Raw genomic sequence first — 12,852 nt, forward strand, 5'->3', positions numbered from 1 at the left:
GAAAGGATGAAAGTATATGCCGAAACCAGTAATAGCGATAGTAGGTCGCCCGAACGTAGGGAAATCTACTATTTTCAATAGAATTGTTGGAGAAAGAGTTTCAATCGTAGAAGATATTCCAGGTGTAACGCGCGATCGTATTTATAGCGCTGGAGAATGGTTAAATCATGAATTTAACATTATTGATACGGGCGGAATTGATATTGGAGACGAGCCGTTTTTGACACAAATTCGTCAACAAGCTGAAGTAGCAATTGATGAAGCGGATGTTATCATTTTTATGACAAACGGTCGTGACGGTGTAACAGCAGCTGATGAAGAAGTTGCAAAAATTTTATATCGTTCAAATAAACCGGTTGTACTTGCAGTAAATAAAGTAGACAATCCGGAAATGCGCAGTGACATTTATGACTTTTATGCATTAGGATTTGGCGAACCATTCCCAATTTCAGGTACACACGGATTAGGGTTAGGTGACTTACTAGACGAAGCTGCACAACATTTTCCAAAGATTGAAGAAGACGGATATGATGAAGACACAATTCGTTTCTCTTTAATTGGACGTCCAAACGTAGGGAAATCATCACTTGTAAATGCTCTTCTTGGTCAAGAGCGTGTAATTGTTAGTAATGTAGCAGGAACAACTCGTGATGCTGTCGATACACCATATAGTAAAGATGGAAAAGATTATGTAATTATTGATACAGCTGGTATGCGTAAAAAAGGAAAAGTGTATGAAAGTACAGAAAAATATAGTGTACTTCGTGCGCTAAGAGCGATTGAACGTTCTGACGTTGTTTTAGTCGTTTTAGATGGTGAAGAAGGAATTATTGAGCAAGATAAAAAAATCGCTGGATATGCTCATGATTCAGGGCGAGCTGTTGTTATCGTTGTAAATAAATGGGATGCAGTGAAAAAAGACGAAAAAACAATGAAAGCATTTGAAGAAAATATCCGTGCTCATTTCCAATTCTTAGAATACGCACCAATTGTTTTCTTATCTGCAAAAACGAGAAAACGTACACAAACATTAATACCGGTTATCGATGAGGTAAATGAAAGTCATAGTATCCGTATTCAAACGAACGTATTAAACGATGTAATTATGGATGCGGTAGCGATGAATCCGACGCCAACTCATAATGGTAGCCGTCTGAAAATTTTCTATGCAACACAAGTTGCGGTAAAACCACCGACATTTGTTGTGTTTGTAAACGATCCAGAATTATTGCACTTCTCATATGAGCGTTTCTTAAAGAATCGCTTACGTGAATCATTTGGCTTCGTAGGAACGCCGATTCACATTATCGCTAGAGCAAGAGACTAATGGAGAGGATGTGATTTTATGACAAAAATCACAGTAGTAGGAGCAGGTAGCTGGGGAACAGCGTTAGCGATGGTATTAGCTGACAATGGACATGATGTACGTATTTGGGGAAATCGCCCAGAACTTATGGATGAAATGAATACGAAACATGAGAATAGTCGATATCTCCCAGGCATTACATTGCCAAGCACAATCGTAGCCTACTCTTCTTTAGAAGAAGCATTAGTAGATGTAAATACAGTACTGCTAGTAGTACCAACGAAAGCGTACAGAGATGTATTACAAGAGATGAAAGAAATTGTTACTGAACCAATTACTTGGATTCATGCGAGCAAAGGAATTGAACCTGGTACGTCAAAACGTATTTCGGAAGTGATTGAGGAAGAAATTCCAGAGCACTTAATTAAAGATGTTGTTGTACTGTCTGGACCGAGTCATGCTGAAGAAGTCGGTTTACGACAAGCGACAACAGTTACGTCTGCAGCAAAGCGTATGGAAGCGGCTGAGGAAGTACAAGATTTATTTATGAATAGTTATTTTCGTGTATACACAAATCCAGATATCGTTGGAGTTGAACTTGGTGGTGCGTTAAAAAATATTATCGCATTAGCTGCTGGTATAACTGATGGTCTTGGATTAGGTGATAATGCAAAGGCGGCATTGATGACACGTGGTTTAACAGAGATTGCTCGTTTAGGAAGAAAAATGGGCGGGAATCCGTTAACGTTTGCTGGTCTAACTGGTATGGGAGACTTAATTGTAACTTGTACAAGTGTTCATAGCCGAAATTGGCGCGCTGGAAATATGCTTGGAAAAGGACACTCTTTAGAAGAAGTGTTAGAAAGCATGGGTATGGTTGTGGAAGGTGTAAGAACAACGAAAGCTGCTCATGAATTGGCAGAGAAAATGGAAGTTGAAATGCCGATTACAACTGCTTTATATGACGTGCTGTTCAATGGGAATAACGTAAAAGATGCAGTAGGCTCATTGATGGGACGTGTTCGAAAACATGAAGTGGAAGCTATACCTGATTTACTGTAAAGAAAAGCGACAGAAGTACATTTGTACTTCTGTCGCTTTTTTATTTTTTGGGTCTTTTCACCATTTTTTCATTTTTGCATAGGATGAAGAGTAACTTGAGGAGAGGGTGAAAAGAATGGATAATAATATTTTTAATAATATTGAGAAGGAAGCGAAAGTAAATAAAGAGGATATTTTTAAATTAGCATCATCCGTGCAAAATGCGAATTTACGTGATGAAACTGTACTTCGTCAATTAATTCATCAAGTGGCTCTTATGGCGGGACGTGAAGTGCCGAAAGAGCAAGAGGATCAAATTGTAAAAGCGATTATTAATAATAATATGCCAACAGATTTTGGTTCGTTAAGCAAAATGTTTAAAAAATAAATTATGAGAAACAAAGAGTTTGGAGATTGCATATGATAGCCATGAAAGAATGGGAATAGAGCTGTTTTTGGGCATATTTGGTCAACCGAAGCGAGAGATACAATCGCTTCGGTTTTATTTTTGCCTAGATTGGTGAGAAATGCTGGAAAACCTATTGATTAAAGTTACATACTCGCGATTTGTAGTAAAATGTTCTTTTTGTATTTGTTTAAAGATTTTAATTTGTTAAAATAGTATAAAAATAGATTAATAAAAAGGGGTGTGTATATGTCAGAAGGGCTTATGAAAATGTGGTTGGCTTTAGGGGCAATTGGATTTATGTTTTTTGCAGTAAGTTTTATTTTATTAAGTAGACATAGAATAAAGAATAAATTTTTGAAAGGGATTACAGCGTTAGTAGCGTACACCCTTATGATTGTGTCAGGAATTGTTATTTTTCTTGTTGTATTTAGTGGACCTGTACAGCAGTAAATGGAATGGTCTCGAAAATACTACATACGGAGCAAATTAGATTAGTATGAAAAGGTGATGCTAGTGAAAAAATTCCATATTATTTTAATATTTTGTTGTATGAGCCTTTTAACGGGGTGTCTGTATCCGAAAGAAAATATGAAGCAAAATGCGGTTCCTTATGAAGATCAGCTACAGGTTGTTCAAAAAGCTGTTGTGACATTTAAGGAGCAAAATGATGGGATATTGCCAATTAAGACGAGGGATATGAGTACACCTATTTATCAAAAGTATCCAATCGATTTTCAACAGATTGCCCCGCGTTACATACAAGAAGCGCCAGGGAATGCGTATGAAAGTGGAGGAGTATATCAATACGTATTAATAGACGTTGAAACAAATCCGACAGTAAAGTTAATTGATGTTAGGATGGCTGAACAAATTCAGGAACTATCTTTAAAGCTTAGGATGTATCGTGATGAACATCAATATCCACCTTTTAAAAAAGTAATTTCAGATGGTGTATATGAATTGGATTTCAAAAAACTAGGATATAAAGATGTGCCACAAGTGACAAGTCCATATTCTGGTAAAGGACTTCCTTTTGTAATTAATGAAAAAGGAGAAGTTTTTGTTGATTATAGAATCGACTTATATGACGCTTTGAAAAAAAATGAAGGGCAGTTTACAGAGGGAGAAGATATTCGAAATATACTTTCGAAAGGTTCCCCGTTTGTACCAGCTTATTCTTTACCGTACACAGTAAAGGACGGAGAACCAATTTTTTTAAAATGATAAGTCATGAACCTTTCTTTTAGTGAATAAGTTCTAGAAGAAAGGTTTTTTATGTTATACAACTTACGATGCAAACAAAAGATATTTTTTAATAGTCATATGAAATTGGACAAAATTATATGATATATTGTCCGAACTTCTAGAATACCATTATATTATATCAGATATTATAGGCAACGTTAGAGAAGGTATTAGTTGACTATAAACGCGGAATTATTCCCAAAAATTTTGAGGGAGGGAATCACTTGGAAAAGGTAGATATTTTTAAAGATATTGCAGAACGAACAGGCGGTGATATTTATTTTGGAGTTGTAGGAGCTGTTCGAACAGGGAAATCAACATTCATTAAAAAATTTATGGAACTTGTAGTTATTCCAAATATTGAGAATGAGTCTGACCGTCAAAGAGCGCAGGATGAATTGCCTCAAAGTGCTGCTGGTCGTACAATTATGACGACGGAACCGAAGTTTGTTCCAAACCAAGCGGTTTCTATCGAAGTAGATGAAGGACTTGAAGTGAATATTCGATTAGTAGATTGTGTTGGATATACGGTTCCTGGAGCGAAGGGCTATGAAGATGAGAATGGCCCGCGTATGATTAATACGCCTTGGTATGAAGAACCTATTCCATTCCATGAAGCTGCAGAAATCGGCACGCGTAAAGTAATTCAAGAACATTCAACAATTGGTGTTGTAATTACAACAGATGGAACAATTGGTGAAATTCCAAGAAGAGATTATATAGAGGCAGAAGAACGCGTTGTAAATGAGTTGAAAGAAGTAGGAAAACCTTTCATTATGATAATTAATACGGTACAGCCGTATCATCCAGATACAGAGCAATTACGCCAAAGTTTATCAGAAGAATATGATATCCCGGTTATTGCAATGAGTGTGGAGAGTTTAAGAGAAACAGATGTATATAATGTACTTCGTGAAGCGCTATTTGAATTCCCTGTATTAGAAGTGAATGTGAACCTTCCGAGTTGGGTAATGGTGCTAAATGAAGGGCATTGGTTGCGTCAAAGTTATCAAGAAGCAGTTCAAGAAACTGTGAAGGATATAAAACGTCTTCGTGATGTGGATCGCGTTGTTTGGCAGTTTAGTCAATATGAATTTATTGATCGAGCGAGCCTAGCTGGCATTGATATGGGGCAAGGTGTGGCGGAGATTGATTTATATGCGCCAGATGAATTATATGATCAGATTTTAAAAGAAGTAGTAGGAGTAGAAATTCGAGGGAAAGATCATTTGTTAAAGCTTATGCTCGATTTATCTCATGCGAAAATAGAGTACGATCAAGTGGCGGATGCACTGCGTATGGTTAAGCAAACAGGATATGGTGTAGCAGCACCTGCATTAGCGGATATGAGCTTAGATGAGCCAGAAATTATTCGTCACGGTTCAAGGTTTGGTGTGAAGTTAAAAGCGGTAGCGCCATCTATTCATATGATTAAAGTAGATGTAGAGTCAACGTTTGAGCCGATTATTGGTACTGAAAAGCAAAGTGAAGAATTAGTTCGTTATTTAATGCAAGATTTTGAAGATGACCCGTTATCAATTTGGAATTCTGATATATTTGGACGTTCACTTAGCTCGATTGTTCGAGAAGGAATTCAGGCGAAATTATCTTTAATGCCAGAAAATGCTAGATATAAATTAAAAGAAACGCTAGAAAGAATTATTAATGAAGGATCTGGCGGATTAATTGCGATTATACTATAAGAAAAAATCCCTCTCATTGTAGAGGGATTTTTTGTTTTTTTTGATTATGAAATAGAAAAATAAACAGTCATTATCTAATACATTGTTGTAAATTGTCAAGTTTCATCAGATTTTCACATTTTAAGAGTAACAATTTCCTTAAAAATATTGAATTATAAAGGAGAATCGTATAATATAGGCGTTGATAATGATTTATCTACATCTTTGTAGTATAGAATTTGCAAAAATTGCCTACAAATGAAAGTAAGACTCATTTTATGATCATTATACAGTCTTATCTTTGGGAGGAGGTGAATGGCATGAACAAGACAGATTTAATCAATGCTGTTGCAGAAGCAAGTTCCCTTTCTAAAAAGGACGCAACAAAAGCAGTAGACGCTGTTTTTGATTCTATCTTAGAAGCTTTAAAACAAGGTGATAAAGTACAACTGATCGGATTCGGTAACTTCGAAGTTCGTGAGCGTGCGGCTCGTAAAGGTCGTAACCCACAAACAGGTGAGGAGATTGAAATCGCTGCAAGTAAAGTACCTGCATTCAAACCTGGTAAAGCGTTAAAAGATGCGGTTAAATAATCCTTACATATTAACAGGGAAGAAGAGTTTCCTTTTTGGGAACTCTTCTTTTTGCTTTTAAAAACATAAATATGCTAGAATGTGTTCGTATCACTTTTAGGTTTTCGGGAGGGCTAGCGGATGGCAAAAGTTAATTTAGAACAAATTGAACATGCAGTACGCCTTATTTTAGAGGCGATTGGGGATGACCCAAATCGTGAGGGAGTACTTGATACACCAAAGCGTGTTGCAAAAATGTACGCAGAAGTGTTCTCAGGTATGCATGAAGATCCGAAAGAGCATTTGCATAAAGTATTCGGAGAAGATCACGAAGAGCTTGTACTAGTAAAAGATATACCATTTTATTCGATGTGTGAGCATCATTTAGTACCATTCTATGGAGTTGCTCACGTTGCATATATTCCGCAAGGTGGAAAGGTAACAGGGTTAAGTAAATTAGCTCGTACCGTAGATACAATTGCACGTCGCCCACAACTGCAAGAACGTATTACATCAACAGTAGCGAACTCTATTATGGAAGTACTAGAGCCTCATGGTGTAATGGTAGTAGTAGAAGCAGAACATATGTGTATGACGATGCGTGGTGTGAAAAAACCAGGTGCGAAAACAGTAACGACAGCAGTGCGTGGTGTGCTTGAAAATGATGCTGCAGCGCGCAGTGAAATTTTATCGTTTATTAAAACGAAGTAAAGAAAAGCGGGAAACTGCTTTTCTTTTTTTTTTAGTAAATAAATGATATAGTTTTAACTAGACAGAGTGAGATTAGAAAGATTGCTTACATGAATGGTAGGTGTAGCCAAGTTTTGGTTATAGAAAATAGAGTGTATGTGTTATAATAAGTTTTATGAATTAGAAAACAAGGGTGATTTTTTGTGTGTGACATCTACGGAGGGTATGCGGGTATAAAAGAAAAATTGATGGAGAAATTACGCCATCCTTATTTTATAAACTATATTAAAGAACCATTTATTGATGAAGAAAAGATAGCATTGTTATATGGTGCTTTAAAGAGTGCAAACTTACATATAGAACAAATTGAGCATTACGTAGTAACAATTATGCTTGTACAAATTGCGCTTGATACGCATGAAAGGGTATCAAATAAAGCAGGCGAGGAAGAGATTGAATTCCATAAATGTCGTCAATTAACAGTACTTGCAGGCGATTACTATAGTGGACTATATTATTATTTATTGTCTATGAATCGTGATATTGTTTTAATTCGTGCACTTGCTGAAGGAATTAAAGAGATAAATGAGCACAAAATTATGTTATACCAAAAAGCGCATGAAACGACGGATGACATAATGAAAAGCATAGTAACGATTGAGTCTGCGCTCCTTCAAAAAACATGTGATCATTTTCAGTTATCACATTGGAAGCCATTTATCACATACGTATTAGGTGGAAATCGCCTTCAAAAAGAAATTCAATTGTATGCTGATAAGCAACATTCACCTGTTTTTCAAGCTATGCAAGATGCTTTAGGGGATAAAGCAGAAGTAGTGATTAATGGTTGGATGAAGGAATTGAGAAAGAAAGAAAAACAATTTTTAGAAAATCACACAGACATAAATGAAATAAATTCTGTGTTAAGGAATAAATAGAAGACATAAGCAATTTTACATTGGAAGAAGGTACGAGCATGCAACAATCAAAAGAAGAAAGAGTACATGACGTATTTGAAAAGATTTCTGATAAATACGATGTGATGAATTCTGTAATTAGTTTTCAAAGACATAAAGCGTGGCGGAAAGAAACGATGCGAATTATGGATGTACAACCAGGCAGTCAAGCGCTTGATGTATGCTGTGGAACCGCAGATTGGACAATTGCGCTAGCTGGAGCCGTAGGTGAGCAAGGAAAGGTTGTTGGCTTAGACTTCAGTGAAAATATGTTATCTGTTGGTAAGCAAAAGGTAGAGGCGTTACAATTAAAACAAGTAGAACTTCTACATGGGAATGCAATGGAACTTCCGTTTGAAGATAATACGTTTGATTATGTGACGATTGGGTTTGGTTTACGTAACGTACCGGATTATATGCACGTATTAAAAGAAATGACGCGTGTAGTAAAACCAGGTGGAAAAGTAATCTGTTTAGAAACATCTCAACCAACAATGATTGGTTTTCGACAAGGGTATATTTTATACTTTAAATATATCATGCCGTTATTTGGAAAGATGTTTGCGAAAAGTTATAAAGAATATTCATGGCTTCAAGAATCTGCTAGTACGTTCCCAGGGATGAAAGAATTGGCTCGAATGTTTGAGCAAGCTGGACTTGAACGTGTGCAAGTGAAACCATTTACTTTTGGGGTAGCAGCAATGCATTTAGGAATTAAACCAGAATCAAAATAGAAAAAAGAAGTTTTAGGTTAAGGTGAACAATATGAAGTTACAACTTATGTACTCTTTTTTACGATCGGATATTAATGTGATAGAAAAAGAATTAAAAAAGACAGTCGCTTCTGAACAGCCATTAGTAGAAGAGGCAGCATTACAGCTTATTGAAGCTGGTGGGAAACGAATTCGTCCTGTATTTGTGTTGCTTGCAGGGAAATTTGGAGATTATAAGTTAGATGCGATTAAGCATGTTGCTGTTGCGTTAGAACTTATTCATATGGCTTCTCTTGTTCACGATGATGTTATTGATGCTGCATTTTTACGACGCGGCAGTGCGACTGTGAATGCGAAATGGGGAGATCGTATTGCGATGTATACAGGGGACTATCTGTTCGCTAAGTCTCTTGAATGTATAACCAATATCGAAATTCCAGAGGCACATCAAGCGTTATCACATACTATTTTAGAAGTCTGTAAAGGTGAAATTGAACAAATTAAAGATAAATATAATTATGACCAAAATTTAAGAACGTATTTAAGAAGAATAAAGCGAAAAACAGCATTATTAATTGCCGCGAGTTGTCAATTGGGAGCGATTGCTGCTGGTGCTAATCGTGATACGGTAAATCGTCTATTTTGGTATGGGTATTTTGTAGGAATGTCTTATCAAATTATTGATGACATTTTAGACTTCGTTTCTACAGAAGAGAAACTTGGAAAACCTGCTGGTGGGGATTTACTACAAGGGAATATTACACTTCCTGCTTTATATGCGATGGAAGATCCCGTACTTCGTCAGAAAATCACATCTGTACATGAAAATTCAACAGCAAGTGAAATGCAAGAAATTATTGATGCTGTAAAAAATAGTACAGCAATTGATCAAGCATTTGCGTTTAGTGAACGTTATTTACATAAAGCTTTAGAAATAATAAAACCACTCCCACGTGGAAAAGCAAAGTACGCATTACAAAATGTTGCAAAGTATATTGGAAAACGAAAATTTTAAGGTTTATTCTAAAAAATAAAATAATCTCTCTATTTCAAAACTATTGCACAATTGTGATAAGGGTGATAATATGTGTGTGGGGATATACAATTACATACATAATTCAGAAGTGGAGAGATTTTTTATGGAAAAAACATTTCTAATGGTAAAACCAGACGGTGTACAACGTGCCTTCATTGGGGAAATTGTAGCTCGTTTTGAGAAAAAAGGCTTTCAATTAGTTGGTGCAAAATTAATGCAAGTCACTCCAGAAATTGCTGGACAACACTACGCTGAGCATAAGGAAAAACCTTTCTTTGGTGAGTTAGTAGACTTTATTACATCTGGACCTGTATTCGCAATGGTATGGCAAGGTGAAGGTGTAGTAGATACAGCTCGTAACATGATGGGGAAAACAAGACCACATGAAGCAGCTCCTGGAACAATTCGTGGAGATTTCGGTGTAACTGTTGCGAAAAACATTATCCATGGTTCTGATTCTTTAGAAAGCGCAGAGCGCGAGATTGCTATTTTCTTTAAAGAAGAAGAATTAGTTGACTACTCAAAATTAATGAATGAATGGATTTACTAATTATTTTGAAATAATTTGTAAACGCTTTAATCACTGTGATAATAGTAAAAAGTGCAAGGAGAATAGGGGTATTCTTCTTGCACTTTTTTTATTTTCAGTTAGTTACGAAGTTTGAACTGTTATGATATGTTGATATTTAAATTAGGACTATCGGAAATATAGAATAAGAAAATGGTCGATTTATGATATAATTTCTTTAATATTTTTAGAATGATAAAAGTTAATATAGTGAGATAAATACATATACGAAAAGAGGAATAACGTATGCGATATATTACAGCTGGTGAATCTCATGGTCCACAACTTACAACGATTATAGAAGGTGTTCCGGCAGGATTGTCTTTAGTAGCAGATGATATAAACGAAGAGTTAGCTAGAAGGCAAAAGGGATATGGGCGCGGTAGACGCATGCAAATTGAAACGGATCAAGTGCAAATTTTAAGTGGTGTTAGACATGGAGAAACATTAGGTTCCCCTATTGCACTTGTTGTTGAAAATCGTGATTTTGCACACTGGACAAAAATTATGGGGGCGGAGCCTTTAACTGAGCAAGAAGAAAAAGAGATGAAAAGGAAAGTGACAAAACCAAGGCCTGGGCATGCTGATTTAAATGGTGCGATTAAATATGGTCATAGAGATATGAGGAATGTACTGGAACGTTCGTCAGCGCGCGAAACGACGGTGCGTGTTGCTGCTGGTGCGGTTGCTAAAAAGGTGTTAGCAGAACTTGGTATTAAAGTAGCGGGCCATGTAATTGAAATTGGCGGTGTACAAGCTAAGGAGATTACGTATAGTTCAATTGAAGAATTAAAGAGTATTACCGAAGCATCTCCTGTACGTTGCTTAGATGACGAAGCTGGTAACCAAATGATGAAAGCGATTGATGATGCGAAAGCAAATGGTGATTCAATTGGTGGAATCGTTGAAGTAATTGTGGAAGGGATGCCAATTGGAGTAGGTAGCTACGTGCATTATGATCGAAAACTGGATGCGAAATTAGCAGCTGCAATTATGAGTATTAATGCTTTTAAAGGTGTCGAGATTGGAATTGGTTTTGAAGCAGCGCATAGACCAGGAAGTGAAGTTCATGATGAAATTCTGTGGAATGAGGAGCATGGATATACACGAAGAACAAATAATGCAGGTGGATTAGAAGGCGGTATGACGACTGGAATGCCAATTGTTGTGCGCGGTGTGATGAAACCGATACCTACACTTTATAAACCTCTTCAAAGTGTAGATATTGATACGAAAGAGCCTTTTACAGCGAGCATTGAACGTTCAGATAGTTGTGCAGTGCCAGCAGCTAGTGTCGTTGCAGAAGCGGTTGTGGCTTGGGAATTAGCGACAGCTTTAATAGAACAATTCGGATTAGATCGTATGGAACTAATTCGTGAAAATATTGAGAAACATAATGAATATGCGAGGGGATTTTAATGGGAAACATACATATTCAAACGAAATCAAAAGAATATGATGTACATGTTGGTAAAGAAGTGTTGTCAAACTTAACAACGATCGTTCAAAATATGCAGCCAGCGGTATCTAACGTAATGATTATTTCAGATGAAGCTGTTGCATCACTACATTTACAGACAGTTATCGATGCATTACAAGTAGAGCAGCACGTGTTTTCGTTTGTTGTACCAAGTGGGGAAAAAGAGAAGTCTTTCGAAAATTTCTATGCGGCTCATACGTCAGCTCTTGAAAATAAATTAGATAGAAATTCTTTAATTCTTGCACTTGGAGGCGGAATGATTGGAGATTTAGCTGGTTTTGTTGCTGCATCGTTTATGCGTGGTATTCGCTTTGTGCAGGTTCCGACAACTTTATTAGCGCACGATAGCGCAGTGGGTGGGAAAGTAGCGATTAACCATCCGTTAGGTAAAAATATGATTGGTGCATTCCATCAGCCAGAAGCAGTTGTATATCATACACCGTTTTTACAGTCTCTTCCTGAAAAAGAGTGGCGTTCAGGTTATGCAGAGGTGATAAAGCATGCTCTTATCGGTGATGTGGAGCTATACCATTGGTTAAAAGAAGAAGTGCAAACATTAGCGGATCTTCATGATGAGAAGTTAATCCATATATTAACGAAGGCGATTCCTGTAAAGGCAAATGTTGTGTCACAAGATGAAACAGAGAAGGGTGTACGTGCTCATTTGAATTTTGGACATACGTTAGGACATGCTCTTGAAAAAGAGCTAGGGTATGGAAATATTACTCACGGTGACGGTGTAGCGGTTGGAATGTTATTCGCCATATTTTTAAGTGAGCGAGTGTACAAGGTTGATCTTGCTTATGAAGATATGAAGCAGTGGTTCTTGAAATACGGCTATCCAAAAATGCCAGGAGATTTGAATGTAGAGCGCCTCGTTCAATTGATGAAACAAGATAAGAAAGCAAATGCAGGAGCAATTCATATGGTGCTTATGCAGGAATATGGGGTAGTGAATGTCGTATCTATTTCAGATGAGACTGTTCATATTGCGTTAGAGGCATTTCAAAAAGATATGGTTTAAAATGATAGCGAAGTGCTGTGAAGTGCTCATTTAGAGGTATTCTCGTAATAGTGACGGTTATGACAAAAGATTACAGTAAGGGGCTATAACCGTATTGTAATCAAATTGAATGAAATGACTGGGGGAAGAA

Annotated in this window: 14 protein-coding genes; all 14 read left to right on the top strand. The window is 36.7% G+C overall.

What is annotated here, in order from left to right:
* Positions 1-16 precede the first annotated feature (16 nt).
* The 14 genes from der (at position 17) to aroB (ending at position 12,722) form a co-directional block, all read left to right on the top strand.
* Positions 17-1,327: a ribosome biogenesis GTPase Der gene (gene der / locus MHH55_RS01810; protein WP_001125893.1), complete on the top strand. Its 1,311-nt coding sequence runs from the start codon at positions 17-19 to the stop codon at positions 1,325-1,327.
* 18 nt (positions 1,328-1,345) lie between these two features.
* On the top strand, positions 1,346-2,368 hold the full coding sequence (locus tag MHH55_RS01815; RefSeq protein ID WP_000161766.1) for an NAD(P)H-dependent glycerol-3-phosphate dehydrogenase: 1,023 nt from the start codon (positions 1,346-1,348) through the stop codon (positions 2,366-2,368).
* Between the two features lie 115 nt (positions 2,369-2,483).
* Positions 2,484-2,735: a stage VI sporulation protein F gene (locus tag MHH55_RS01820; RefSeq protein WP_000369754.1), complete on the top strand. Its 252-nt coding sequence runs from the start codon at positions 2,484-2,486 to the stop codon at positions 2,733-2,735.
* A 267-nt stretch (positions 2,736-3,002) separates the two neighbouring features.
* Positions 3,003-3,206, top strand: a complete 204-nt coding sequence (locus tag MHH55_RS01825) for a DUF2768 domain-containing protein (protein WP_001289008.1) — start codon at positions 3,003-3,005, stop codon at positions 3,204-3,206.
* Positions 3,207-3,269: 63 nt separating this feature from the next.
* A complete protein-coding gene (locus MHH55_RS01830; protein WP_000713407.1) occupies positions 3,270-3,980 on the top strand; it encodes a hypothetical protein in 711 nt (236 codons plus the stop codon).
* A 245-nt stretch (positions 3,981-4,225) separates the two neighbouring features.
* Positions 4,226-5,704 carry a stage IV sporulation protein A gene (spoIVA, locus tag MHH55_RS01835; protein WP_000416519.1) on the top strand — a complete coding sequence of 493 codons (1,479 nt, stop codon included), beginning with the start codon at positions 4,226-4,228 and terminating at the stop codon, positions 5,702-5,704.
* A gap of 299 nt (positions 5,705-6,003) precedes the next feature.
* Entirely contained in the window at positions 6,004-6,276 is a 273-nt protein-coding gene (locus MHH55_RS01840) for an HU family DNA-binding protein (RefSeq protein WP_001043860.1), read from the top strand.
* Positions 6,277-6,396: 120 nt separating this feature from the next.
* Positions 6,397-6,966, top strand: coding sequence for a GTP cyclohydrolase I FolE (gene folE / locus MHH55_RS01845; protein ID WP_001151482.1), 570 nt, complete (start codon positions 6,397-6,399; stop codon positions 6,964-6,966).
* Between the two features lie 182 nt (positions 6,967-7,148).
* Complete coding sequence (locus MHH55_RS01850; protein ID WP_000332857.1) at positions 7,149-7,883, top strand: heptaprenyl diphosphate synthase component 1; 735 nt, start codon at positions 7,149-7,151, stop codon at positions 7,881-7,883.
* Positions 7,884-7,921: 38 nt separating this feature from the next.
* Positions 7,922-8,635, top strand: coding sequence for a 2-heptaprenyl-1,4-naphthoquinone methyltransferase (gene menG / locus MHH55_RS01855; RefSeq protein ID WP_001187675.1), 714 nt, complete (start codon positions 7,922-7,924; stop codon positions 8,633-8,635).
* Between the two features lie 31 nt (positions 8,636-8,666).
* The gene (gene hepT / locus MHH55_RS01860) at positions 8,667-9,629 is read left to right on the top strand and encodes a heptaprenyl diphosphate synthase component II (protein ID WP_000776077.1); all 963 of its coding nucleotides are present in this window, start codon (positions 8,667-8,669) and stop codon (positions 9,627-9,629) included.
* 124 nt (positions 9,630-9,753) lie between these two features.
* On the top strand, positions 9,754-10,200 hold the full coding sequence (gene ndk, locus MHH55_RS01865) for a nucleoside-diphosphate kinase (RefSeq protein WP_000415883.1): 447 nt from the start codon (positions 9,754-9,756) through the stop codon (positions 10,198-10,200).
* 264 nt (positions 10,201-10,464) lie between these two features.
* Positions 10,465-11,637, top strand: coding sequence for a chorismate synthase (gene aroC, locus MHH55_RS01870; protein WP_001269384.1), 1,173 nt, complete (start codon positions 10,465-10,467; stop codon positions 11,635-11,637).
* Positions 11,637-12,722: a 3-dehydroquinate synthase gene (gene aroB / locus MHH55_RS01875; RefSeq protein ID WP_000526822.1), complete on the top strand. Its 1,086-nt coding sequence runs from the start codon at positions 11,637-11,639 to the stop codon at positions 12,720-12,722. Before aroC ends, aroB begins: the two co-directional genes overlap by 1 nt.
* The last annotated feature ends 130 nt before the right edge of the window (positions 12,723-12,852 follow it).

Origin of the sequence: Bacillus sp. FSL K6-2944 (genome assembly GCF_038005385.1) — a bacterium.
GTDB lineage: Bacteria > Bacillota > Bacilli > Bacillales > Bacillaceae_G > Bacillus_A > Bacillus_A cereus.